This is a genomic window from Streptomyces sp. V4I2 (assembly GCF_030817655.1).
GTDB classification, from domain to species: Bacteria; Actinomycetota; Actinomycetes; order Streptomycetales; family Streptomycetaceae; genus Streptomyces; species Streptomyces plumbiresistens.
Window position 1 is genome coordinate 8,852,673 of record NZ_JAUSZM010000003.1, and the last position, 24,567, is coordinate 8,877,239.

Annotated in this window: 20 protein-coding genes and 1 pseudogene; 5 read left to right on the forward strand and 16 right to left on the reverse strand. The window is 71.9% G+C overall.

The features are described 5' to 3' along the window. Nucleotides 1-288 precede the first annotated feature (288 nt). Both QFZ76_RS41415 and QFZ76_RS41420 read right to left on the reverse strand, forming a co-directional pair. Nucleotides 289-1,242 (reverse strand): hypothetical protein, encoded by a 954-nt coding sequence (locus tag QFZ76_RS41415; RefSeq protein ID WP_307678485.1) that lies wholly within the window; start codon nucleotides 1,240-1,242, stop codon nucleotides 289-291. Further along, complete coding sequence (locus QFZ76_RS41420) at nucleotides 1,239-2,045, reverse strand: phosphatase PAP2 family protein (RefSeq protein WP_307678486.1); 807 nt, start codon at nucleotides 2,043-2,045, stop codon at nucleotides 1,239-1,241. Before QFZ76_RS41420 ends, QFZ76_RS41415 begins: the two co-directional genes overlap by 4 nt. Before the next feature lie 210 nt (nucleotides 2,046-2,255). Between QFZ76_RS41420 and QFZ76_RS41425 the strand changes: the two genes are divergently transcribed. Next, nucleotides 2,256-2,870, forward strand: a complete 615-nt coding sequence (locus QFZ76_RS41425; RefSeq protein WP_307678487.1) for a TetR/AcrR family transcriptional regulator — start codon at nucleotides 2,256-2,258, stop codon at nucleotides 2,868-2,870. A 150-nt stretch (nucleotides 2,871-3,020) separates the two neighbouring features. Here QFZ76_RS41425 and QFZ76_RS41430 read toward each other — a convergent pair whose 3' ends face one another. Both QFZ76_RS41430 and QFZ76_RS51965 read right to left on the reverse strand, forming a co-directional pair. Next, nucleotides 3,021-4,031: a DUF2510 domain-containing protein gene (locus tag QFZ76_RS41430; RefSeq protein WP_307678488.1), complete on the reverse strand. Its 1,011-nt coding sequence runs from the start codon at nucleotides 4,029-4,031 to the stop codon at nucleotides 3,021-3,023. A 60-nt stretch (nucleotides 4,032-4,091) separates the two neighbouring features. Continuing rightward, nucleotides 4,092-4,217, reverse strand: a pseudogene (locus QFZ76_RS51965) (anhydro-N-acetylmuramic acid kinase); the annotation flags it as partial. Between the two features lie 247 nt (nucleotides 4,218-4,464). Between QFZ76_RS51965 and QFZ76_RS41435 the strand changes: the two are divergent. Next, nucleotides 4,465-7,149, forward strand: a complete 2,685-nt coding sequence (locus QFZ76_RS41435) for an AAA family ATPase (protein WP_307678489.1) — start codon at nucleotides 4,465-4,467, stop codon at nucleotides 7,147-7,149. A gap of 1 nt (nucleotide 7,150) precedes the next feature. Here the strand turns inward: QFZ76_RS41435 and QFZ76_RS41440 are convergent, their stop codons facing one another. The 8 genes from QFZ76_RS41440 to QFZ76_RS41475 form a co-directional block, all read right to left on the reverse strand. Continuing rightward, nucleotides 7,151-7,942 (reverse strand): SDR family NAD(P)-dependent oxidoreductase, encoded by a 792-nt coding sequence (locus QFZ76_RS41440; RefSeq protein WP_307678490.1) that lies wholly within the window; start codon nucleotides 7,940-7,942, stop codon nucleotides 7,151-7,153. A 64-nt stretch (nucleotides 7,943-8,006) separates the two neighbouring features. After that, nucleotides 8,007-9,134, reverse strand: coding sequence for a 3-oxoadipate enol-lactonase (gene pcaD / locus QFZ76_RS41445; RefSeq protein WP_307678491.1), 1,128 nt, complete (start codon nucleotides 9,132-9,134; stop codon nucleotides 8,007-8,009). Then, the gene (gene pcaB, locus QFZ76_RS41450; protein WP_307678492.1) at nucleotides 9,131-10,462 is read right to left on the reverse strand and encodes a 3-carboxy-cis,cis-muconate cycloisomerase; all 1,332 of its coding nucleotides are present in this window, start codon (nucleotides 10,460-10,462) and stop codon (nucleotides 9,131-9,133) included. The genes pcaD and pcaB overlap by 4 nt, the downstream gene beginning before the upstream one ends. Then, on the reverse strand, nucleotides 10,459-11,064 hold the full coding sequence (pcaG, locus tag QFZ76_RS41455; RefSeq protein WP_307678493.1) for a protocatechuate 3,4-dioxygenase subunit alpha: 606 nt from the start codon (nucleotides 11,062-11,064) through the stop codon (nucleotides 10,459-10,461). Before pcaG ends, pcaB begins: the two co-directional genes overlap by 4 nt. 6 nt (nucleotides 11,065-11,070) lie before the next feature. Continuing rightward, a complete protein-coding gene (gene pcaH / locus QFZ76_RS41460) occupies nucleotides 11,071-11,844 on the reverse strand; it encodes a protocatechuate 3,4-dioxygenase subunit beta (protein WP_307678494.1) in 774 nt (257 codons plus the stop codon). A 17-nt stretch (nucleotides 11,845-11,861) separates the two neighbouring features. After that, entirely contained in the window at nucleotides 11,862-13,064 is a 1,203-nt protein-coding gene (locus QFZ76_RS41465; protein WP_307678495.1) for an acetyl-CoA C-acyltransferase, read from the reverse strand. Next, nucleotides 13,061-13,705: a CoA transferase subunit B gene (locus QFZ76_RS41470; RefSeq protein ID WP_307678496.1), complete on the reverse strand. Its 645-nt coding sequence runs from the start codon at nucleotides 13,703-13,705 to the stop codon at nucleotides 13,061-13,063. The genes QFZ76_RS41465 and QFZ76_RS41470 overlap by 4 nt, the downstream gene beginning before the upstream one ends. Then, complete coding sequence (locus QFZ76_RS41475; protein ID WP_307678497.1) at nucleotides 13,705-14,460, reverse strand: CoA transferase subunit A; 756 nt, start codon at nucleotides 14,458-14,460, stop codon at nucleotides 13,705-13,707. Before QFZ76_RS41475 ends, QFZ76_RS41470 begins: the two co-directional genes overlap by 1 nt. Nucleotides 14,461-14,673: 213 nt before the next feature. Between QFZ76_RS41475 and QFZ76_RS41480 the strand changes: the two genes are divergently transcribed. Next, nucleotides 14,674-15,138 carry a MarR family winged helix-turn-helix transcriptional regulator gene (locus QFZ76_RS41480; protein ID WP_307678498.1) on the forward strand — a complete coding sequence of 155 codons (465 nt, stop codon included), beginning with the start codon at nucleotides 14,674-14,676 and terminating at the stop codon, nucleotides 15,136-15,138. A 14-nt stretch (nucleotides 15,139-15,152) separates the two neighbouring features. On the opposite strand, the gene QFZ76_RS41485 is transcribed toward QFZ76_RS41480, so the two are convergent. Then, entirely contained in the window at nucleotides 15,153-16,157 is a 1,005-nt protein-coding gene (locus QFZ76_RS41485) for a DUF3048 domain-containing protein (RefSeq protein ID WP_307678499.1), read from the reverse strand. A gap of 190 nt (nucleotides 16,158-16,347) precedes the next feature. On the opposite strand from QFZ76_RS41485, the gene QFZ76_RS41490 reads away from it, so the two are divergent. Further along, complete coding sequence (locus QFZ76_RS41490; protein WP_307678500.1) at nucleotides 16,348-17,538, forward strand: zinc-dependent alcohol dehydrogenase; 1,191 nt, start codon at nucleotides 16,348-16,350, stop codon at nucleotides 17,536-17,538. A 29-nt stretch (nucleotides 17,539-17,567) separates the two neighbouring features. Here QFZ76_RS41490 and QFZ76_RS41495 read toward each other — a convergent pair whose 3' ends face one another. Further along, on the reverse strand, nucleotides 17,568-18,632 hold the full coding sequence (locus QFZ76_RS41495) for an ATP-dependent DNA ligase (RefSeq protein ID WP_307678501.1): 1,065 nt from the start codon (nucleotides 18,630-18,632) through the stop codon (nucleotides 17,568-17,570). A gap of 74 nt (nucleotides 18,633-18,706) precedes the next feature. On the opposite strand from QFZ76_RS41495, the gene ligD reads away from it, so the two are divergent. Beyond that, nucleotides 18,707-19,744 carry a non-homologous end-joining DNA ligase gene (gene ligD, locus QFZ76_RS41500; protein WP_307678502.1) on the forward strand — a complete coding sequence of 346 codons (1,038 nt, stop codon included), beginning with the start codon at nucleotides 18,707-18,709 and terminating at the stop codon, nucleotides 19,742-19,744. Nucleotides 19,745-19,757: 13 nt separating this feature from the next. Here the strand turns inward: ligD and QFZ76_RS41505 are convergent, their stop codons facing one another. Beyond that, on the reverse strand, nucleotides 19,758-21,992 hold the full coding sequence (locus tag QFZ76_RS41505; protein ID WP_307678503.1) for an OmpL47-type beta-barrel domain-containing protein: 2,235 nt from the start codon (nucleotides 21,990-21,992) through the stop codon (nucleotides 19,758-19,760). Beyond that, nucleotides 21,989-24,484, reverse strand: coding sequence for a ThuA domain-containing protein (locus QFZ76_RS41510; RefSeq protein WP_307678504.1), 2,496 nt, complete (start codon nucleotides 24,482-24,484; stop codon nucleotides 21,989-21,991). Before QFZ76_RS41510 ends, QFZ76_RS41505 begins: the two co-directional genes overlap by 4 nt. Nucleotides 24,485-24,567: the final 83 nt, after the last annotated feature.

Sequence of the window (24,567 nt, forward strand, 5' to 3'; positions counted from 1 at the left end):
ACATCCGGGCTTGCGCTGCCCCGGGCCATTCGGGTTAACGTGATCTTGCGATCTGGGACGCCGGGTACGGCGTCAGCGTGCGGGGCCCCTGCTCTACCGGAGTGATGGTTCAGGGCCTCCCCGTCGCCCTCTGGCCGTACCCACATGGCCAGGTCGCGAGGGAACCGACCTCCCGGGCACGGACCACGCACAGGATGCGTGTCGCCGCCCCGGGGCTGAGTACGCCGGGGACCAGCGCGCCCAAGACCGTTCGGGGCGCGCGGCTGAACGGGCTCACGCCCGCTCAGTTCACAGGAACGGTGTGAGGTGTCTCGGCTCGGGCTGTCGGGGCACCAGTGCCGGTTCGGCTGTCGCTGATTCCGGCTTCAGGGCGAGGACCGCGGCGACGGGGTGTTCTTCGTCGTCGTTCGCGTGCGGGTCCGCGGCGGGCGGAACCCGGGACAGCAGCACCACGCCCCACGCCGCGAGCCCCGCCCCCGCCAGCGCGAGGAGCACGCCCGCCGCGCCGCCTTGCAGCCGCTCGCCGAGCAGGGCGAGGCCGATCGCGGCGGCGGCCACCGGGTTCGCCAGGGTCACCACCGCGAGCGGGGCGCCGAGGCCGCCCCGGTAGGCCGTCTGGGACAGCAGCAGTCCGCCGGTCGCGAAGGCGGCGACGAGCAGCGCCACCCCGACGACCTGCACGCTGAGCAGTGATTCCGTGCGGTCGGTCACGGCCACCGTCACGGTCTGGGTGAGCGCCGAGGCGACACCGGAGGCGAAGCCGGACGCGGACGCGTGCCGCAGGCCCGGACGGGTGCCCGGGCGTGCCAGCACGCCGATCAGGGCCGCCGTCACGCCCGCCACCGCCACCGCCTGAGGTGCGCTCAGCACCTGCTCGGGCGCCGGTCCGGACGCCGTGACGAGGATCGCGGACAGGCCGAGGAGCGTCAGCGCGGTGCCCCGCCACTCCACCGGGCTGACCCGCCGCCCCGCGACCCGCGCCCCCATGGGCACCGCCGCGACCAGGGTGAGCGCGCCGAGCGGCTGGACCACGGTCAGCGGCCCGTACTTCAGGGCGACGACGTGCAGCAGTGCGGCCGACGCGTTGAGCACGACCGACCCCCACCAGGCGCCCGAGCGCAGCAGCCGCAGCATGCCCGAGCCCGGGTTGCGCGCGGCCAGCCGCTCCTGGGCGACGGCCGCGGCCGCGTAGGCGACGGAGGAGAAGAGGGACAGGACGACGGCGAGCAGGGTGGCGTTCATCGGCCGGCCCCCACGAGAACCTGCTCCTCGGCGGGGGCGGGTACCAGGGCGGTGTCCTGAGCGCGTCCGGCGGTGGTCGCCGTCCGGTGCGGCAGGTGGATCACCGCGAGCGCGAGGCCGAGCAGGGCGCCCGCGGCGAGGGCGTCCAGCCAGTAGTGGTTGGCCGTCCCGACGATCACCAGCAGCGTCAGCAGGGGATGCAGCAGCCACAGCCAGCGCCAGGGCGAGCGGGTGGCGACGATGAGGCCGATCGCCAGCATCAGCGCCCAGCCGAAGTGCAGCGAGGGCATCGCCGCGAACTGGTTCGACAGGGTGTCGGTCTGCGGCGGGCCGTACACCGAGGGTCCGTAGACCCGGGCGGTGTCCACCAGGCCGGTGGCGGCCAGCATGCGCGGCGGGGCGAGCGGGAACACCAGGTGCAGCACCAGCGCGGCGGTGGTGAGCGCGGCCAGCAGACGCCGGGCCCACACGTAGTGCGCCGGGCGACGCAGGTAGAGCCAGACCAGGAAGGCCAGGGTCGCCGGGAAGTGGACGGTCGCGTAGTAGGTGTTCGCCAGGTGCGCGAGCGTGTCGCCGTGCAGCAGCAGGGACTGTACCGGGCCTTCGCCGGGCAGCTGGAGGGTCCGTTCCAGGTCCCACACGCGGTGCGCGTTGTGGAAGGCCTCGCCGGTGTGGCCGGTCGCCAGTTGCCGGCCGAACTTGTAGACGAGGAAGAGCCCTACGACGAGCAGGAGCTCACGGACGAGCGGCGGCCGCGCTGTCGCGCTGGGCGCCGCTTGGGAAGGCTCGGTGCGGGCATCCATCCCCCGGCCCTTTCGCTGACGTGGTGCGTGTGCTGATGCCGGACGAGCTTGTGACTCGTGGAACGGCCGGAACTCATCGATACGAGTGAGTACCGAAACGCTAGTGTACCGATACGTTGCCGTACCGGTACACTGGAGTTTCGTTTGACATACGACACACTGGAAGAGCGGGCCTCACCGCCCGCGGGATCCGAGTGAGGAGAAGGGCAGATGACGTCGCAGGTCGCGAACGGACCGGAGACGGTCGTCGCCTCGCGCCGCTCCAAGATCACGCCGGAGCGTGAGCGGGAGTTCTTCGAGGCCGTGCTCGAACAGATCCGCGAATGCGGCTACGACTCCGTCACCATGGACGGCGTCGCCTCCAGCACGCGCTGCAGCAAGTCCACGCTGTACCGGCAGTGGAAGACCAAGCCCCAGTTCGTGGCGGCGGCCCTGCGGGGCAGCCGCCGGGCGTGCTTCGCCGGCATCGACGCCGGCTCGCTCGCCGAGGATCTGCGCGGGGCCGCAAGGGCGGCGGGCGCCGGGGCGACGCGCGACACCAAGCTGGTCCATGCGCTCGGCCATGCCGTCACGCAGGACGAGGAACTCGCGCTGGCGCTGCGTGAGGCGCTCGTCGAACCGGAGATCGCCGCGCTTCAGGAGATTCTGCGGCGCGGCGTCGAACGCGGCGAGGTCGCCGCCGATCACCCGGCGCTGGAGTACATCCCGGCCCAGATGTTCGGTGTGCTGCGCATGCGGCCCGTCCTGGAGGGCAAGTACGCCGACCCGGACTACATGGTCCACTTCGTGGAGGCCGCGGTGCTGCCCGCGCTGGGCCTGACCTAGGACCCAGGTCGCCGTCCGCGGATGACCGGACGGCGACCTGCTCGCGCCGCACCGTGGGGACGGGGGCGGCGCGCACCCCCCGGCCGGGTGGGGTTCCTCTTGAGCGGAGAGGCGCCCCACCCGGCCGCCAGGTTTTCCGGGACCCGGACGTCACACGTCCTGGCCGCTGCCGCCGTCCGTCGACACCTTGATGCCCTTGGTGATCTCGTCGAGCACGGCCTGCGTCTCCTCGACGTCGACACCGAAGCGGACGACGACCATCTGCTGGGGATTCGCGGGAGCGGGGAAGGCCAGCGACTGGACATAGCCGTCGGAGCCCTTGCTGGTGACCGCCTTCCAGCGGACCAGGTAACCCTTCTGCCCGGCGACGGTCACGGCCTTGGAGGCCAGCACCTCGTGCGAGGTGATCTCGCCGTAGGTCGTGCCGCCGTAGGACTCCTCGGCGTTGGCCGAGATGTCCGCCTTGGCGATCTCCTCGGCCGTGGTGCCCTTGGTGCCGAGCGCGAGGGCGGGCGTCGAGTAGGCGCCGCCCTTCGTGCAGGACTTGGAGGTGTCGCCGGGGCAGTCGTAGGAGTCGTTCGACGTGAGGCTCGCGCCCGCCGCCATCTGCTGGCCGTACCAGTCGTCCGGTATGGGCAGGCTGATCCCGTCGATCGGGTCGGTCACCGAACCGCTCTCGATCTTCGGCGCCTCGGACTGGCCGGGAGACGGTGACTGGCCTCCGGAGCCCCCGTTGCCCCCGTCGCCGCCACCCGGGCCGCCCTGGCCGCCCGTGGAGCCGTCCTGGCCGCCGGGGCCGCCGCTCTGCCCGCCCGGCCCCTGCGAGTTGGCGGTGTTGCCGCTGCCGCCCTCGTCGCCGGAGAGCGCCGACACGCCCACGCCTATACAGGCGAGGACCACCACGGCCGCCGCCACGGCTATGCCCGTGCGCAGTCCGCGCCGCGAGCCGCCCGGCGGCTGGACGGGGTACCCGGGATACCCCGGATGCACCGGGTACGGGCCGGCGCCCGCCGGTGCCTCGGGGGGACCCCACGCGGCGGCCGATCCCGCGGGGCGGGTCTGGTCCGTCCATGCCTTGCCGTCCCACCAGCGCTCGGTGGCGGGACCGTCACTTGTCTGTCCGGGGTCGGGATACCACCCGGGGGGAGTCGCCTGCGTCATGTCCCCACCGTATGAGGCCTCGGTGAAAGAGGCATGAGAGGGGAGGGTCGCAAATTCCCCTCATTCCTGGACGAGTCGTACGGGATGCCCTCGCGTGGGCGGCACGAGCCGCAATCCGCCCCGGCCCGGGGTGACCGAACCGAGCAGGCTCGCGCGCCGGGCGCCGGTGCTCGGCGGGCAGCGCCCCCGGGCCGTGTCGGGGAAGTCGGCGACCACGGGCAGCCCGGTCGCCGCCCGTGCCGACGATCCCTCCCGAGCGTTTCTGACTGATGGTCAAGTTTCATGACGGCCGGTCGTGGGCAGGGCGCGTCGCCCTCGCGCACCCGACGTCACCCGTCACGGCAACTGGTGCCCCGACCCGCCTCCGCTTCGGCATCCGGACGGCTACGCTCGAGGTCTGTACGTCGTTCGGGCGACTTGGGGAGGTAGCGCGATGACGGAGGTACGGCCCCTGGCGGCCGCCCCGGCCTCGCTGTGGGAGCGCGACGAGGAAGTCGCCGCCGTCGTACGGGCCATCGACACCCTGGGCGCGGACAGCGCCTCCTCGGGCAGCCTGCTGATGATCCGCGGCGAGGCCGGCTTCGGCAAGACCGCCCTGCTCGCCGAGACCCGCCGCCTCGCCGAGGAACGCGGCTGCACGGTGTGGTCGGCGCGCGGCGGCGAGACCCTCAGGTCCGTCCCCTTCAACGTCGTACGGCAACTGCTGCAACCCGCCCTGATGTCGCTGATGCCGGAGGAGGCCCGCGAGTACCTCGGCGACTGGTACGACATAGCGGGCCCCGCCCTCGGCCTCACCGACCCCGGTGAGCGCCAGGCCGACCCGCAGGGCGTCACCGACGGCCTGGTCACCGTGGTGCGCCGGCTGTCCCGGCGCGACTGGCCGCTGGTTCTGCTGATCGACGACGCCCACTGGGCCGACCAGGAGACCCTGTGCTGGCTCGCCGCGTTCGCCGAACGCCTGGACGACCTGTCCGTCCTGGTCGTGGTGGCCCGCCGCCCCCGCGAGATGACCGGCGAGAGCGCCCGGCTCCTCGACGCGGTCGCCGCCACCGCGGCCCGCCCCGCCACCACTCTGAACGCCCTCACCCCGGACGCCACCGCCGGACTCACCCGCGCCACCCTGGGCGAGCACGCCGACGCCGCGTTCTGCCGCGAGGTCTGGGCCGTCACCGCGGGCAACCCCTACGAGGCCGTCGAACTCCTTGCCAAGGTCCAGGACAGCGAACTGGAGCCGACCGAGAGCGCGGCCGGCGAACTGCGCGCCCTGAACCGCTCGGCGCGCGGCGGCGGCCTCGTCGCCCGCCTGGAGGAACTCGGCATCGACGCCACCCGGTTCGCCTGGGCGGCCGCGATCCTCGGCACCGGCATCTCCGTCGACCTGGTGGCCAAGCTCGCCACCCTCGGCCGCGACGACGCCGTGCGCTGCGCCGAACTGCTGCGCAGCGCCCGCATCCTCACCGTACTCGACCCGGCGAACGGCCAAGCCGACGAAGGCGACCTGGAGTTCGTCCACCCGCTCATCGCCACCGCCGTGTACGACTCCATCCCGCCCGCCCTGCGCACCGCCATGCACGGCATCGCCGCCCAGATGGTCACCGACCTGGGCCGGGGCGCCGCGGCCGCCTCCCGCCATCTTCTCCAGGTCCACCCGGACGACGACGAGGAACTCGTCCAGAAACTGCGCGAGGCCGCCCGGGAGTACCTCGTCGTCGGCGCCCCCGACGCGGCCCGCCGCTGCCTCGAGCGCGCCCTGCTGGAACCGCCCACGCCCGACGTCCACGCGCGCCTGCTCTACGAACTCGGCTGCGCCAGTCTGCTGACCATGCCCGACAGGACCATCGGCCACATGCGGGCCGCGCTCGGCATGCCGGGCCTCGACGCCGACGACCGAGTGGACGCCGTCGTCCGCCTCTCCCAGGCGCTGGTCCACAACGACCAGCTGGAGGAGGCCGTCCGCACGGTGCAGGCGGAGGCGGCCCGGCTCGAACCCGGGCCCGCCCGGTTGCGGTTGGAGGCCGTGCACATCATGTGGGACGGCATCCACGCCGGTGAGGCCGCCACACCCGGCCGGTCCGAGCGCCTGGCCGAACTCGCCCGGACCTGCACCGGACGGGACAACTCCGAACGCGCGCTGCTCATCCTGCGCGGTTTCGACGCCCTGATGCAGGGCGAGGGCGCCCAGGAGGTCATCGAGCTGTGCGACCGCGCCCTCGTCAACGGCCGCCTGGCTCCCGGGCTCGGCTGGACCGGCACCGAGTGGGGCATCGAACTGCTGCTGATGCTGGCCAACGCGTACGCGTACACCGACTGCCTCGACCGCGCCGAAAGCCTGTACAACGAGGCCGTGCGCAGCTATGTGAGCGCCGGTTGGAGCGGCGGACACCTCGCCCTGGCGCACGCCTACGTCGGCGTCGGGCACCGCAGGCGCGGCCGCCTCGCGGACGCGGAGCAGTCCCTGCGCGAGGCGCTGGCCATCGCCGAACGCGTCGGCCGCGGACTGCCCCTGTACTGGACCGCGACCTGCAATCTCGTCGACACGCTGCTCGCCCGCGGCCACATCGACGAGGCCTGGGACGTCGCTGAACGATACGGCTTCGCCCCGCCCTATCCGTCCACGATAGTGCTGCCGGACCCACGAGCCGTGCGCGGCCGGCTCCTGCTCGCCGTCGGCCGCACCAAGGACGGCATCAACGAACTGGAGGCCGCCGAGAAGGCGGCCGCTGCCCGCGGCCACCACAACCCGGTGCTCGTCCCCTGGGCCTTCGACCTCGCCCGCGCCCTCGCCACCGAGGACCCGGGCCGCGCCAGCCGGCTCGCCACCGACGTCCGCCGGCACGCCGAACGCCTCGGCACCGACACGGCCATCGGCGAAGCCCTGCGCTGCGCCGCCGCCCTGGAGACCGGCCAGCGCGCGGTCCGGCTGGCCGCCCAGGCGGTCGCCTACCTGGAGGCCTCGCCCTGCCAGTACGAACACGCGGCGGCCCGCGTCGAGTACGGCATCCTCTCCCGCTCGGTCGCCGAGCTCAACCGGGGCCTGGCGCTGGCGGAGTCCTGCGGCGCGGACGGGCTGGTGGCGCAGGCGAGAGCAATGCTGGAGACCGAGCGCGGGCTGCGGTAGTTCAGCCGTCCAGCAGCTGGTCGGTGACCGCCGACAGACGTGTGCGTACGTCCCGGTTGTACGCCGCCTCGTGCGCCCGCGCCGGCCGCGTGCCGTCGAAGTAACGGCCGCTGCCCAGCTCCCCGGTGGCCAGCGCGAGCACCCCCGAGGCGCCGTCGGCGACCGAGCTCCAGGGGCTGACGTCGGCCTCGCGGACCATCGCCGTGTCCATGTAGGTCGCCGGGTGCAGCACGTTCACCGCGACTCCGGTGCCGTCCAGTTCCTCGGCCAGGGCGAAGGTGTGTGCGGCCAGCGCGAACTTGCTGCGGCAGTACGCCGAGACGCCGCTGTAGCCGCGGGTGAGTTCCGGATCGTCGGCGTCGAGCGGCTCCTGGCCGGCCGAGCCGACGTTGACGATCCGCGCGGGCGGGTTCGCGCGCAGCACCGGCAGCAGGGCGCGGGTCAGCGCGACCGGCGCCAAGTAGTTGACCGCCAGCCGCAGTTCATGCCCGTCGGCGCTCACCTCGCGCCCCGAGCCGGGCGAACCGCTGCCCACGCCCGCGTTGTTGACCAGGACGTCGAGCTCGGGGTGCGCCTCGGCGACCTTCGCGCCCAGCTCGCGCACCTGCGCCAGCGAGGCCAGATCGGCGACGAACCCCTCGGCCGTGCCCTCGCCGCGCAGCTCCTGGACGAGTTGCTCCGTGCGGGCGGTGTCGCGGCCGTGGGCGAGGACGAGGTGGCCGGAGCGGACCAGTTCGAAGGCGACGTACCGGCCGAGACCGGAGGTGGCACCGGTGATCAGAATGGTGGACATGCCCCCACCGTAGGCACGTGGCGCCGCTCTCGGCGTGGTGCTCCTGACGCTACTACCGCCAGGGTCACCCTGCGGGGCCGTCCTCCTCCGCGAGCACCCGCTGGGCGGTCGCGAACGCCGAGTTCGCCGCCGGGACCCCGCAGTACACGGCCGTCTGCAGCAGCACCGCGCCGATCTCCTCGGGCGTGAGCCCGTTGCGCCGGGCCGCCCGCACATGCATGGCCAGCTCGTCGTAGTGACCGTGCGCGACCAGGGCCGTCAGCGTGATCATGCTGCGCTCGCGGCGGCTGAGTGTCGGGTCGGTCCAGATCTCGCCCCACGCGTAGCGCGAGATGAAGTCCTGGAAGCGGGCGGTGAAGGGTGTCTGCCGGGCCTGCGCCCGGTCCACGTGCGCGTCGCCGAGGACCTCGCGCCGCACCTCCATGCCCCGCTTGGCGCCGCCGTCGAAGTGCGCCCGCAGGGCGGTCAGGACGGCCTCGGGGCACTGTGCGGGGGCCAGGTGCGAGGCGCCCGGGATCTCCACCAGAGCGGCGCCCGGCACCGCGTCCGCGATCTCCCGCAGATGCGCCGGCGGGGTCGCGGGGTCCTCGCGGCCGGCGATCAGGAGGGTGGGCGCGGAGATCTCCGCGAGCCGCTCCCGCAGATCGAACGCGGCCAGCGCGTCACAGCAGGCGGCGTACGCCTCGGGGTCGGCGTCGCGGTGGTCCTGGACCAGCTCCGGCACGGTGAACCCGGACGTGAACCAGCGCGCGTCGGCACTCTCCGCCAGCCCGTCCAAGCCTTCGCCGCGGACGCGCGCGGCCCGCTCCTCCCACGGCTTGGAGCCGTTGAAGTGGGCGGAGGAACAGATCGCCGCGAGCGAGGACACCCGCTCCGGATGGTGCACGGCGAGATGCAGCCCCACCGCACCGCCCAGCGACACCCCGGCGTAGGCAAACCGCTCGATGCCCAGGGAGTCGGCGAGCGCGAGCACCAGATCGGCCAGATCACCGACGGTCGCCCCGGGCCCGATCAGGCCGGCCGCCGAACCGCCGTGCCCCGGCAGGTCCCAGCGGATCACCCGGTGGGTGGCGGACAGCTCGGGCGCGACCCGGTCCCACAGGGCGTACGAGGTGCCCAGCGAGGGGCCCAGCAGCAGCGGGGGAGCCGATGTGGGCCCCTCGGCACGGTGGTTGAGGACTGTGTCGGTCAACGTCGCTCCAGAGCACGGTCGGTGAGGACTCCGGCGGAGCCGGTGTAGCGGGCGGGGTCGGTGAGCTCGTCGAGGCCGACGTCCTTCAACTCGGGCTGCTCGGCAAGGAGTTCACGCAGACTCCGCCCCTCGGCGTACGTACGCCCGGCGAGGTCCGTGAGCAGTTCCTTGGCGCGGGCACGGCCCAGGACGGGCGCCAGCTCGGCGGACAGCCGCTCGGAGACCACCAACCCGTGGGTGAGGTCGAGGTGTTCGCGCATGGCGTCCGCGTGGACCCGCAGCCCCTCGGTCAGTTCGGCCGCGTCGCGGGCGGCACCGCCGACCAGCCGGAGCAGGTCCCGCAGCGGCTCCCACTCGGCGTGCCAGGCCCCGGCGGGCCGCTCGTCCTCGGCGACCAGCGAGCCGTACAGCGTGGCCGCGAGCTGCGGCGCCCGCCGGGCGGCGGCCGCGACCAGCGTGGACCGCACCGGGTTCGCCTTGTGCGGCATGGCCGACGAACCGCCCCCGCTGCCCTCCGCGAGCTCGGCGATCTCGGTCCGGGACAGCGTCAGCACGTCCGCGGCGACCTTGCCGAGTGCCCCCGCCGTGAACGCCAGGCACCCGGCGAGATCGGCGACCGGCGTCCGCAGCGTGTGCCAGGGCAGCGGCGGCGCGTCGAGGCCGGTCTCCCGGGCGAAGGAAGCGAGCAGCGCGGTGGGGTCGGCCGCGCCGTACGCCGTGAAGGCCGCCAAGGTCCCGGCGGCACCGCCGAGTTGGGCGGGCAGCGAGTCCCGTACGGGCGTCACCCGGTCCCGGGCGTCCAGCACCAGCGACCGCCATCCGGCCGCCTTCAGCCCGAACGTCGTCGGTACGGCGTGCTGCGTCAGGGTCCGGCCGGGCATCGCGGTGTCACGGTGCTCGGCGGCCAGATGGGCCAGCGCACGCTCGGTGCGGGCGAGGTCGGCGAGGACCGGGTCCAGGGCGCGCACGGCGACCAGCATCATCGCCGTGTCCATGATGTCCTGGCTGGTCGCACCCCGATGGACGTACGGGCCGTACTCGGCGCCGACCGCCTCGGTCAGGTCGGCCACCAGGGGAATCACCGGATTCCCGCCGCCACGGGCCCGCTCCGCGAGCGCCTGCGGGTCGAAGCGGTCCGCGCGGGCCGCCTCGGTCACCGCCGTCGCGGCCTCCTGCGGGGCGAGCCCCAGCGCGGCCTGGGCGCGGGTCAGCGCGGCCTCCGCGTCGAGCAGCGCCTGCAGAAAGGCGCGGTCGGCCGTCGCGGCCGCGGCGGGGGAGCCGGACCACCCGGGGGCGAGCAGTCCGGCGTCCGGTTCGGCTGATGTCACTGGAACTCCAGGAAGACCGTCTCGCCTTCGCCCTGAAGGCGGATGTCGAAACGGTACGTTCCGTTGCCCCCGCCGGTCGCGATCAGCGTGCCGCGTCGCTCCGGGTCCAGCCGCGCGAGCAGTGGGTCCGCGGCGAGCGCCGCCTCGTCGCCGGGCAGGTAGATCCGGGTGAACAGGTGCACCAGCAGCCCGCGCGCGAAGACGCACACGCTCAGGTACGGGGCGCTCTGCCCGCGCGCTCCGGGCCGCAGCGTCCGCGCGGACCAGTGGCCGCTCGCGTCCGTCTCGATGCGGCCCCAGCCGGTGAACTCCACGCCGTTGCGGCCGAGGAAGCCGCCGCTGGCCGTGTCGCGCCGCATCGAGCCGTCGACGGTCGGCAGGTTGCCGTCCGGGTCAGGACCCCACAGCTCAACGAACGCGTCGGGCAGCGGGTTGCCCTCGCCGTCGTACACGCGCCCGTGCACGGCGATCGTGTCCGGGTGGCCGACCGGGGCGATGTCGCCGCCGCCGGGGAACGGCAGGGCGTGGCCGTAGAACGGGCCGACCGTGTGCGACGGGGTGGGCAGCACGGTCTCCGGACGACCTGGGTCGATCTTCGTCATGGCAGGTCAGCGCCCTTCTTCGATCCAGGTGGCGGTCGGCCCGTCGAGCACGATGTCCCAGTGGTAGCCCATCGAGAACTCCGGCACCGACAGGCTGTGGTCGTACGTCGCCACCAGCCGCTGCCGGGCCGCGTCGTCCGTCACCGACTGGATGATCGGGTCGTAGGGGAACAGCGGGTCGCTCGGGAAGTACATCTGCGTCACGAGGCGCTGCGTGAACGCCGAGCCGAACAGCGAGAAGTGGATGTGAGCCGGCCGCCAGGCGTTGACGTGCTGACGCCACGGGTACGGGCCCGGCTGGACGGTCGTGAACTGGTAGAAGCCGCTGTCGTCGGTCAGGGTGCGGCCGACGCCGGTGAAGTTCGGGTCCAGCGGGGCGTCGTGCTGCTCGCGCTGGTGCGCGTAGCGGCCGGCCGAGTTCGCCTGCCAGATCTCCACCAGCTGGCCGCGGACCGGCCGCCCGTTCCGGTCGAGGAGCCGCCCGGAGACGGTGATGCGCTCGCCGATCGGCTCGCCGTTGTGCTGCCGGGTCAGGTCGTTGTCGATCTCGGTGATGTCCCGCTCCCCGAAAGCGGGGGAGGACAGCTCCACCAGCTCCGGGTCCCGGCTCACGTCGATCGCGACCGGCGGCTGCTTGGGGTGCCGCAGCACCGAGGAGCGGTACGGGGCGTAGTCGCGGCGCGGCTGGTGCTCGACGGGGGCACCGTCGGCGAGGCGCTTCTCGTACGCGGCGTGCTCGGCCGCGATCTCCAGGTCGATGTCCGCTTGGGTGAGAGTCATGGGGTTCCTCACGCTTCCTAGCGCTCGAGGACGAGGGCGAGACCTTGGCCCACGCCGATGCAGAGGGTGGCGACGCCGACTCCGCCGCCCTGGCGGGCGAGCTGGTGGGCGACCGTACCGGCGAGCCGGGCACCGGAGGCGCCCAGCGGGTGGCCGAGGGCGATGGCGCCGCCCTGCGGGTTGAGGATCGCCGGGTCGAACTCGGGCCACTCGGCGACACAGCCCAGCACCTGGGCGGCGAACGCCTCGTTCAGCTCCAGCACGGACAGATCGTCGAAGCCCTTGCCCGCCTTGGCGAGCGCACGGTTGACGGCTTCCACCGGGGCGAGGCCGAAGTAGTGCGGGTCAAGGGCGTTGACACCGGTCGCGGAGATCCGCGCCAGCGGTTCGCGGCCCGTGGCCTTCAGGCCCTCCTCGTCGACCAGGAGCAGGGCGGCGGCACCGTCGTTGAGGGGCGAGGCGTTGCCCGCGGTGACCGTTCCCCCGGAGGTACGGAAGGACGGCTTGAGCCTGGCCATGGCGCTCAGCGAGGCATCCGGCCGTACGCACTCGTCGGCACCGAAGACCACCGGCTCGCCCTTGCGCTGCGGGATCGACACCGCCGCGAGCTCGGCGTCGAACAGGCCCGCCTGCTGGGCCCGCGCGGCCTTCTGGTGGCTGTTCAGCGCGAACTCGTCCTGCTGCGCACGGCTGATCTTGTGCTTCTCGGCGATCAGTTCGGCCGACTCGCCCAGCGGGACCGTCCACTGCGGCTCCATCTGCGGATTGACCATCCGCCAGCCCAGCGTGGTCGAGTACAACTCGGCGTGCCCGGCCGGGAACGGCTTGTCCGACTTGGGCAGCACGTACGGCGCCCGGGTCATCGACTCCACACCACCGGCCACGGCGATGGAGGCGTCCCCGACCGCGATGGCGCGGGCCGCCTGGATCACGGCCTCGAGGCCGGACGCGCACAGCCGGTTGACCGTCACACCCGGCACGGAGGTGGGCAGGCCGGCGAGGAGCCCGGCCATCCGGCCCACGTTGCGGTTCTCCTCGCCGGCACCGTTGGCGTTGCCGAAGTACACGTCCTCGATCCGGGACGGGTCCAGCTCAGGCGTCCGGCCGAGGAGTTCCCGGATGGCGTGCGCGCCCAGGTCGTCGGGGCGGACGGCGGCGAGGGCACCGCTGTAACGGCCGATCGGGGTGCGCACGGCGTCGACGATGTAGACGGTCTTCACTTCAGGCCCTCCGCGACGGTCAGCTTGGCGTCGGTCTTGCCGGTGATCTCGTCGACGCTCACGCCGGGCGCGGTCTCGACGAGCAGCAGCCCGTTCTCCGTGACGTCCAGGACGCCGAGGTCGGTGATGATCCGGTTCACACACGCCTTGCCCGTGAGCGGCAGCGCGCACTCCGCGAGGATCTTCGGGGAGCCGTCCTTGGCGGTGTGGGTCATCACGACGATGACCGTGCGGGCGCCGTGGACGAGGTCCATCGCCCCGCCGATGCCGGTGATCAGCTTGCCGGGGACGGCCCAGTTGGCGAGGTCGCCCTTCTCGGAGACCTGCATGGCACCGAGCACCGCGACGTCGATGTGTCCGCCGCGGATCATCCCGAAGGAGAGCGAGGAGTCGAAGAAGGAGGCGCCCGGCAGGACCGTCACCGTCTCCTTGCCCGCGTTGATCAGGTCGGGGTCGACCTGGTCCTCGGTCGGGTAGGGGCCGGTGCCCAGGATGCCGTTCTCCGATTCGAGGATCACCTCGACGCCCGGCGGGAGGTAGTTGGGGATCAGGGTCGGCAGGCCGATGCCGAGATTGACGTACTGGCCGTCCTGGAGCTCGCGAGCGGCCCGGGCGGCCATCTCCTCACGCGTCCACGCCATCAGGAACTCACCGTCCGCTTCTCGATGCCCTTGTTCGCCGCCTGCTCGGGGGTGAGCGCGACGACCCGCTGCACGAAGATCCCCGGCAGATGCACCGCGTCCGGATCGAGCTCGCCGGGCTCCACCAGCTCCTCCACCTCCGCGATCGTCACCCGGCCGGCCATCGCCGCGAGCGGGTTGAAGTTGCGGCTGGACTTGTTGAAGACCAGGTTGCCGTACCGGTCGCCCTTCGCGGCCCTGACCAACGCGAAGTCCGTGCGGATCCCGTGCTCCAGCACGTACTCCGTGCCGTCGAACTCCCGCACCTCCTTCGGGGGCGAGGCCAACGCGACGCCGCCGGAGCCGTCGTAGCGCCAGGGCAGTCCGCCGTCGGCGACCTGCGTGCCCACACCGGCCGGCGTGTAGAAGGCGGGGATCCCGGCGCCACCCGCGCGCAGTCGCTCGGCGAGGGTGCCCTGCGGGATCATCTCCACCTCCAGCTCCCCGCCCAGGTACTGGCGGGCGAACTCCTTGTTCGCGCCGATGTAGGAACCGGTGACCCGGGCGATCCGCCCGGCCGACAGCAGCACCGCGAGGCCGGACTCCATCGCCCCGCAGTTGTTGGAGACGACACTCACGCCGGTGACCCCCCGCTCGTACAGCGCCTGGATCAGCACGTTCGGCACACCGCTGAGCCCGAAGCCGCCCACCGCGAGCGACGCACCGTCCGGCACATCGGCCACCGCCTCCAGGGCCGTGGCGACCACCTTGTCCATCCGTGAAGCCCCATCCCGTCCGAGCGCCCGTCCCGAGGAATTAGTCAGGGCACTGATTATTTCAGCGAGGTGTCCCTCACGCTGCCACCGGAGCTGCGGGGCGTCAAGGCCCAGGAGAAATACAAGGTCAGCTCACCAGGTGGAGCCGCAGACAGGTGCCGTGCCGCGCCGGTATTGTTCAGTGCACCAACGAATCCGATCTGGGGAGCGCACATGGTCGCGGTGGACCTCACCACCCACCCCGGGCACCTGGCCCGGCGGCTCCAGCAGGCGCACTACCTGCTGTGGAACACGATGGTCTCCGAGGAGATCACCTCGCCACAGTTCGCGGTCCTCAACGCGCTCGTCGCCGAGCCCGGCCTCGATCAGCGCACGGTGGGGGAGCGGGTGGGGCTCGACCGGTCGACCATCGCCGAGGTGATCAGCCGGCTCGGCCGCCGCGGGCTCCTGGACAAGGTGCGCGACCCGCAGGACGGCCGCCGCTTCCTGCTGCGCCTCACCGACGAGGGCCTGCGCACCCACCGCAAGCTGACCGTGCGCACGGCCCGGATGAACCAGGTCTTCCTGGCCCCGCTCTCCGCCGAGGAGCAGTCCGTGTTCTTCGACCTCATCCGGCGGGTCTCGGACGCGGCCGAGGGGCTCCGCAACCCGACGGAACCCCTCGTCACCCAGCCCTGAGCCCGTTCAGCCGCTCATGACGCCTTCGCGAACACCACCCACACCTGCCCCTTGGCGAAGTTCACCGGCGTACCGTCGCCCGTCGTGAACTCGGTGCCCTCGGTCGCCTTCGGGCGCGACCAGTTCACGTCGTAGGCACGCCCGCCGCGCAGCACCTCGGCGGTCCCCTCGCCGACCGTCTCGGTGTACGGCGTGTTGTTGCCGAGGAAGTCCTGGAAGCCGGACTTGCGCACGTTCACGTACTGCACGACGACCGTCGCCGGTGCCACCCGCTTCCCGTCCGTCGTCACGGTCGGCGTCCCGTCCATCGAGACCAGCCAGCGGTCCCGGTCCGCGGACCAGGTGAAGGTGAAGCGCGCCGCCGGGAAGCGCACGGTCCGCGAGGTCTCCTTCTGCCCGCCGGAGGGTGCGGCGCCGTACCGGAAGCCGGTGGTCAGCGCGTCCGCGCCCGGCGCGGCGGACAGCAGCCGGTCCGGGCGCAGGTAGAGGTTGTGCGGGGAGGGCTTGTCGGTGCCGCGGTAGTAGGCGCCGGACACCTCGCCGGGGGTCTGCACGACCAGCGGCGCCTCGTTGATCAGCGGCATCAGCTTGCCCTGGGCCCCGGAGAAGGCGAGCGTGGGCCGGTCGAACTGCCGCAGCAGCTCCAGGTCCGACTCGCGGGCGCTGCGCACCGGACCGACGGCCTTCGGCAGCTTGGTCGCGTAGACCGCCATCAGCCGGCTCATCCCGCCCTCGACCTGCTCGGCGTACACGATGTCGGCGGAGTTCAGGCCCGTATGGGGCCGGGCCGCGCGGGCGTTGTCGATCTTCACGGCGAGCACGGAACCGGCGGCGGCGCTCTCGCTCGGGCTCTCGGCCTCGCCCTCGCTCCGGCTGTCTGCGGGCGTCCGCAACTGTCCGCGCCCGTCGTCCCCCGTGCCACGCCCGCCCGTGCAGCCCGCCGCCAGCGAGGCGGCCGCCGTGGCGGCGAGCAGCGCCACCGCCGTAGCGGCACGCCGCGTGCGCGCCCTGTGTCCCATGCCCACCGTGGCCACCTGTCTCTACTTATTGATTGTGCGCTTATAAGTTCATTGATGGCCATACCCGATCGAATCTGATTCGCCGCGTTGAATAGGCCGATCGGCCCAGGTGCGGTGGTTCACCGAGTGGCGCCCGGGTACCCGGGCGCCACCGCAGACCGGACACGCCGACGCGAACTGGGAGCGTGCGATGAAGGCAGTGACCTGGCAGGGCAAGCGGGACGTGCGGGTGGAGGACGTACCCGATCCGACGATCCAGGAGCCGACGGACGCCGTCATCCGCGTCACCTCCACCGGGCTGTGCGGCTCCGACCTGCATCTGTACGAGGTGCTCACCGCGTTCATGACGCCGGGCGACATCCTCGGTCACGAGCCGATGGGCATCGTCGAGGAGGTGGGCGCCGGGGTGCCCGACCTCGCGGCCGGCGACCGGGTCGTGGTGCCGTTCCAGATCGCCTGCGGCGGCTGCTGGATGTGCATGACCGGACTGCCGACGCAGTGCGAGACCACCCAGGTCACCAGCGAGGGCATGGGCGCCGCCCTCTTCGGCTACACCCGCCTGTACGGCGCGGTCCCCGGCGCCCAGGCCGAGTACCTGCGCGTCCCGCAGGCGCAGTTCGGGCCGATCAAGGTCCCCGAGGGCCCGCCCGACGACCGGTTCGTCTACCTCTCCGACGTCCTGCCCACCGCCTGGCAGGCGGTCGCCTACGCGGACGTGCCCCAGGGCGGCAGCGTCGCCGTACTCGGCCTCGGGCCCATCGGTGACATGGCCTGTCGCATCGCCCAGCTGCGCGGCGCCGGGCGGGTGTTCGGCGTGGACCTGGTCGGCGAGCGGCTGCGCCGGGCGCGATCGCGGGGCGTGGAGACGTACGACCTCAGGAGCTTCGACAACGAGAAGGAGCTGGTCCAGGCGATCCGCGACGAGACGGACGGCCGCGGCCCCGACGCCGTGATCGACGCCGTCGGCACCGAGGCCCACGGCAGTGCCGCCGCCAAGCTCGCCCAGCAGGCCTCGTCCCTGCTGCCGCGCAAGATCGGCGGACCGTTCGCGGAGCGCTTCAGCGTCGACCGGCTCGCCGCCCTCCACACCGCCATCGAGCTGGTGCGCCGGGGCGGCACGATCTCGCTGTCCGGCGTATACGGCGGCATGGCCGACCCGCTGCCCATGCTCACCATGTTCGACAAGCAGATCCAGCTGCGGATGGGCCAGGCCAACGTACGCCGCTGGAGCGACGAGATCATCCCCTATCTCACCGACGAGGACCCGCTCGGCGTCGACGACTTCGCCACCCACCGGCTGCCGCTCAGCGAGGCACCGCACGCGTACGAGATGTTCCAGCGGAAGCGGGAGGGCGCGGTGAAGGTGCTGATGACGCCGTGAGCCAGGCGTAGGGAGTCGGGCCCCGTGAGTCAGGCGCCGAGGATCTCCTCCAGGTCGTAGCGGACCGGTTCCTCCAGCTGCGCGTACGTGCAGCTCTCCGGGGTCCGGTCCGGGCGCCAGCGGCGGAAGCGGGCCGTGTGCCGGAAGCGCGCGCCGTTCTCCATGTGGTCGTACGCCACCTCGGCCACCCGCTCCGGCCGCAGCGGCACCCAGGACAGGTCCTTCTTGCCGGACCAGCGGCTGGGCGCCCCCGGCAGCCGGGCCGTCTCGTGCGCCGCCTCCTCGGACCAGGCCGCCCACGGGTGTCCCGTGACGTCGTCCATGCGCAGCGGCTCCAGCTCCTCGACCAGTTCGGCGCGCCGCTTCATGGGGAAGGCGGCCGACACGCCCACGTGCTGGAGGGCGCCCCGGTCGTCGTACAGGCCCAGCAGGAGCGAGCCGACCACCGGGCCGCTCTTGTGGAGGCGGTAGCCCGCGACCACCACGTCAGCCGTCCGCTCGTGCTTGACCTTGAACATGGCGCGCTCGTCCTGGAGGTAGCGCACGGTGAGCGGTTTGGCGATGACACCGTCCAGGCCCGCCCCCTCGTACTGCTCGAACCACTGCCGTGCCACGTCGATGTCGGTCGTCGCCGGCGCCACGTGCACGGGGGTGGTCACCTCGGCCAGGGCCGTGGTCAGCAGCGACCGACGCTCGGCGAGCGGCACGTCGAGCAGCGACTCGTCCGCCAGCGCCAGCAGGTCGAAGGCGACGAAGGAGGACGGCGTCCGCTCCGCCAGCATCCGCACCCGGGAGTCCGCCGGGTGGATGCGCTCGGTCAGCGCGTCGAAGTCCAGCCGTCCCTCCCGCGCGATGACGATCTCCCCGTCCACCACGCACCGCTGCGGCAACCGCTCCCTGAGCGCCGCCACCAGCTCCGGGAAGTACCTGGTCAGCGGCTTTCCGGTACGGCTGCCCAGCTCGACTTCGGCCCCGTCGCGGAACACGATCGCCCGGAACCCGTCCCACTTCGCCTCGTACTGCATGTCCGGCGGAATCGTCGCCACCGACTTGGCGAGCATGGGCTTCACGGGCGGCATCACCGGCAGATCCATGCTCCGATTCTGCCCTCGTATGCCGGGATACGCCCGGTGTGCAAGGTATGCGCGGTACGCCTACCGTGGCTCGCATGGGCGAAGCGGTGGAACTGGAGGCGGGCGGCCGGACCGTACGGCTGTCCAGCCCGGACAAGATCTTCTTCCCGGAGCGCGGCTTCACCAAGCTGGACCTCGCCCGCTACTACCAGGCCGTCGGCCCCGGCATCCTGCGCGCCCTGCGCAACCGCCCCACCACCCTGGAGCGCTATCCGGAGGGCGTGAGCGGCGAGTCCTTCTTCCAGAAGCGGGCGCCCAAGAACATGCCCGACTGGATCCCGACCGCCCACATCACCTTCCCCAGCGGCCGCAGCGCCGACGAGATGTGCCCCACCGAGGAAGCCGCCGTGCTGTGGGCCGCCCAGTTCGGCACCCTCACCTTCCACCCCTGGCCGGTGCGCCGCGACGACGTCGACCGCCCCGACGAACTCCGCATCGACCTCGACCCGCAGCCCGGCACCGACTACGGCGACGCCGTCCGCGCCGCCCACGAACTGCGCGCGGTACTGGACGAGTTCGGCGGCCTGCGCGGCTGGCCGAAGACATCCGGCGGCCGGGGCCTGCACGTCTTCGTGCCGATCGAGCCGCGCTGGACCTTCACCCAGGTGAGGCGGGCCGCGATCGCGGTCGGGCGGGAGATGGAACGCCGGATGCCGGACCACGTGACGATCAAGTGGTGGAAGGAGGAGCGGGGCGAGCGCATCTTCATCGACTACAACCAGACGGCACGGGATCGCACGATCGCCTCCGCCTACTCCGTACGGCCGCGCCCGCACGCCCCCGTCTCGGCGCCCCTGCGCTGGGAGGAGGTGGGCGAGGCACATCCCCAGGACTTCGACATCGCGTCCATGCCGGCCCGCTTCGCCGAACTCGGAGACGTGCACGCCGACATGGACGAGCACGCCTTCTCCCTCGAGCCACTCCTGGAGCTGGCGCGCCGCGACGAGCACGATCACGGGCTCGGTGACCTGCCGTACCCGCCCGAGTATCCGAAGATGCCGGGAGAGCCCAAGCGGGTCCAGCCGAGCAAGGCGAAGAAGGCGGCGCCCCCGCCGGAGGCGCCGCCTTCCTGACCTGCAGCCCTGACTACAGCTCCTTGATCCTGATGTCCCGGTACGAGACCACGTCCGTCGTGCCGTGCACCTGGAGCCCGACGTAGCCGGAGGCGAACCGTCGCCCGTCCGTGCCCGGGTCGTCCGAGCGGGGCGGGGTGAAGTCCTGGCCGCCGATGTTGTCGAACTCGTTGATCAGCACGCCGTTGCGGTAGACCGAGTAGTGCTGGTCGACCACCCGGATCTCGTAGTCGTTCCAGGTGCCCTTCTGGGTGACGCCGGCCCCGGCGAGCCCGACCCGGTCGAAGCCGTACACCGAGCCCGTCTTGTACATGTCCCCGTCCGGCCGGTCGAGCACCTGCACCTCGTGCCCGTACTTGATGGCGACCCACTCCGGCCGCGGCTCCTCAGGGTGGTCGTGCACCCCCGGGAACCGCACGAACACACCGGAGTTGGCGTTGCCGGTGCCCGGAGCGTCGTCACGCCACTGCAGCCTGAGCGAGAAGTCGCCGTACTTGCGCTGCGGGTACCACAGCATCCCGAGCCCGGCCTTCGTGGTGCCCGAGGTGATCGACCCGTCGGCGTTCGGCGCGAACGAACCGCCGCCCACCTGCTGCCACTTGGCGAACGACTCCGTGCTGCCGTCGAGGATCGTGCGGTAGCCCTCGGTCTGGCCGGGCTTGCCGATCCCGGACTGGCGGGCGGCCTTCTGGATCGCGTTGTACTCGCGCTGGTCGACGACTCCTTCCTTCAGCAGCTTGTCGAGGACTGTCTTGACGTGCTTCAGGAACAGCGCGTGGGACGTCCACTCCTTCTCGTCCTCGATCAACTCGTTGATCCGGCACCGGTTGTTCGTGACCCGGTTCGGCACGCCCGAGTCGACCGTGCCGACGATGACCGTCAACCGCTCGTCGTACTCCGAACAGTTGGGCGCGGGCACCCCGCCGCCGGCCACCACCGTGAAGCTGACGGTGCGTGCCGCGGAGGTGTTGCCCGCCTTGTCGATCGCCCGGTACGCGAGGGTGTGTGCGCCGGCACGGTCGACCACCACCGGAATGCTGTATGCAATGTACGGTCCACCGTCGAGTGAATACTCGATCCGGTCGACACCCGACCCGCCGTGTTCGTCCGTCGCACTCACGGTCACCTTGGCGTTCCCGACGTACGCCCCGTCGGAGTTCCGTGTGCCGTCCAGGGTCACGCCGGTCACCGGCGGGGTCGTGTCCTGCGGTGGCGCCGCGACGACCGTGAACTGCACGCTCTTCTCGGCGGCCACGTTGCCTGCCTTGTCGGTGGCCCGGTAGCGCACGGTGTGGGTGCCGAGCTGGTGGACCATCACGGGGGAGGTGTACGGCTGCCACGCCCCGGACCCGACGGCGTACTCGATGGTGTTGACCCCGGAGCCGGTGTCGGAGGCGCTCACGGTGACCGTCGCCATGTCGATGTACGTCCCGTCGGCGTTCTGCTCGCCGCTCACCGTCGCCGAGGTGTCGGGCGGTGCGGTGTCGTCGGAGGCCGGCGGGACGACCGTGAACGCGGCACTCTTCTCCGCCGAGACGTTGCCCGCCTTGTCGAGGGCGCGGTAGCGGATCGTGTGGCTGCCGACCTGGTCGACGACGACCGGTGCGGTATACGGAATCCAGTCGCCCGCGTCGCCGACCGCATACTGTATGCCGTCGACCCCGGACCCGCCATCTTCGTCGGTCGCGCTGATCGCGACACTCGCCGAGCCGACGTACTCGCCCTGCGCGTTCTGCGTGCCGGTCACCTGCGCGGCCGTCTCGGGCGGTGTCGTGTCCTCGCCGCCGCCCTCGGTGACCACGAGGATGCCCTGCATCTGGCCGTGGCCGGGAATCGTGCAGTGGTAGAAGTAGCGGCCCGGCGTGAGCGTGACCTCGGCGGTGTGACGGCCGCCCTGGTCGTCGCCCGGGTTGGCGAGGATGTTGAGCTGGACGTCGCTGTTGAACTCCGGGTCGCTCGTCACGAACGTCAACGTGTGCGGCATTCCGATGGTGTTGCCGGTCGCCACACTGTTCTCGAAGACGATCGTCGCCGCGCCCGCCACGGCCGTCGCGGGCGCCGACGTGTACTTGTCGATGTCGTTGCCGGCGGTCCAGGTGAGCACCTGGGCCGCGGCCTGCTCCTGGGGCCGCTGGCTCTCCTGCTGGGCCTGCTGCTGGGTCTGCCCCGCCGCGGGCAGCGCCTGCAGCCCGAGGATGACGAGCAGCGCGGCCAGCAGGGCCGTCCAGATTCTTCGTTGCCGTGTCACTGCGTCCCCCTCGCCAGCTGGTCGGCGGCCGGAGTCGCCCCGCCGCCCGTGTAAGTGACCCGCCACAGTGCCGACTTGGCGTCCGAGGTGAAGAAGCCACGGCCGTAGTCGAGGACGTACAGCGCGCCGTCCGGACCGAACTTCCAGTCCATGAGGTTCCTGATGCCGTCGTTGCCGACCGGCACGATCTTCTTCAGGGACTCCGAGTGGACCGGCAGCCCGCCGGCGCCCTGGTTCTTCGGGTCGGTGATGACCGCGTTGCGCGGCTGGTCGGCGTCGTAGAAGTCGCCGACGAACCACTTGCCGTCCCAGTAGGAGGGCCACTTGGCCGCACTCGTGCTCGCCGCGTCGTACCGGTAGACGGGACCGTTCATCGCGGCCTGACCGCCGCCCTTCAGCCACGGCAGCAGGTAAGTGGCCTCCTCCTGCTTGTACGAGGGGATGCCGTTCGCGTCGCGCGGGTAGTCCGGGGCGCCGCCCTGGGGCGAGTACCAGATGTTGTTGCCGGTGACGGGCGGCAGGTTGACCAGGCCGTCGTTGTTGGGCGACTCGTTCTTCGGGTGGTCGCAGTCGTACCAGCCCAGCGGCTGGGTGGGGTCAGGCAGGTTGCGGTCCCGGTAGGGCTGTTTGTTGCCCATGCAGTACGGCCAGCCGCGGTTGCCCGCCTCGGTGATGACGGCGAAGGTGTCGTACTTGGCGGGCCCCCAGGTCGTCGAGGGCGCACTCGCGTCGGGGCCGACCCAGCCGGCGTAGAGCGTGTCGGTCTGCTGGTCGACGAAGATGCGCGCCGGGTTGCGCACGCCCATCACATAGATCTCGCCGCGTGTCTTGCCGCCGCCCTCGTCGGTCTCCTTGCCGGTGAAGAGGTTGCCGTCCGGGAGCGTGTACGTCCCGTCGGGTTCCGGGTGGATGCGCAGGATCTTGCCGTTGAGGTTGTTGGTGTTGCCGGCGGTGCGGCGCGCGTCGGCGAAGGAGACGCCCTTGTAGTTGGGCTGCGGGTTGTTCCCGGAGTAACCCCCGCTGAATCCGCTGGAGTTGTTGTCGCCGGTGGCGATGTACAGGTTGCCCTGGGAGTCCCAGGCCATCCCGCCGCCCGCGTGGCAGCAACTGTGGATCTGCACCGGCCACTTGAGCAGCACCTTCTCGCTGCCCAGGTCCAGCTTGTCGGTGGCGCGGTCGAGGGTGAAGCGGGAGACGCGCCGCTCGGCCATCCGGGTGTCGCGGTTGATCTGCGCGTGCGGCGTGTAGTGCAGGTACACCCAGCCGTTCTGCTCGAAGCGCGGGTCGAGTTCGATGCCGAGCAGGCCCTCCTCGACCTTGACCAGCTCGTCGCCGCCGCCCTTGTTGCCGAAGACGGTCAACGCGCCCGCCAGGGTGACCTTCTTGGTCGCGGGGTCGTAGACGTGGATCTCGCCCCTGCCCTTGCCGATGTCGGGGTTGTTCCAGTCGGTGATCACGGGCTGGGAGGAGTCGGCGCCGCCCCGGCCGATGTAGAACACGCGGCCGTCGGGTGCGGTGACCAGGCCGTGCGGTTCGCCGATCTGGTCGTTCTGCCCGGGCTGGTTGGGCTGTGTGAGCCGCTCCGCCTTGTAGTTGCCGTTGATCGTCGCCTTGCAGTCCGCCTGCGCCAGCCGGGTGGTCCACAGCAGCGCGCCGCGCAGATGCGTGCGGAAGTCCGTCTCGTCGTAGGACGAGACCGTGCCGCCCATGCCGGTGTAGAAGGAACGTCCGCCGTCGTAGTCCCGGCACCAACTCACCGGGTGGTCCCAGCCGTTGGCGCTCGTACCCGGCTGGTAGGTCGACTCCCGTACACGGGCGACTGTATGCACGTCACCCGACGGGTTCTTCACCCAGTTGAGCCACTGGTCGGGCCGCTTCCACTGGAGCGGCAGGTCCTTGGTGGCCGGGTGCCGCCGGTCGCCGACCTCCACGGTCGCCCGCTGCACACCCGTCGGGCCGGCCGCGGCCGGACGAGCGCCGACGAGGCCGGTGAACCAGTCCGAGTACGGTTCCGCGCGGGCCGCGTCATGGATGCCGAGGAAACCGCCCCCGGCCTCCATGTAGGCCTCCAGGCCCGCTTCCTGCTCCGGGTCCAGGACGTCCCCGCCGCCGGTCAGGAAGACGATCGCGTTGAAGCGGCCCAGCTTCGTCTCGTTGGTGAAGACCGAGGGGTCACCCGTGGCCTCGACCTTGAAGCGCCCGCTCGCCGGTCCGGACAGGCCGATCTGCTCGATCGCCTCGATTCCGGCGTTCACGACCGGCGACTCGTCCCCGGCGGCCGCGGACCCGTGGAAGATCAGCACCCGTACGTTCGCGCCGCCCGGCGGCGACTTGACGGACATCGTTGTCGGGGACGGCTCCGGGGCCTCACGCGCGTTCGCGGCGGGCCCCGACATCAGTCCGGCGGCGACGACCCCGGCGGCAACGCTCGCCGCCCAGGCCCGTCTTCTTCTGTTCCTCGTGCTTCTCGCGCTCAAGCCTCGTAAGTGCATGGGCACCTCCTCGGTCACAGCAACAGCGCGATGGAAGCTAGACCTCTTTGCGCAACTCGCCAATACCTATGACCGAGTTACGA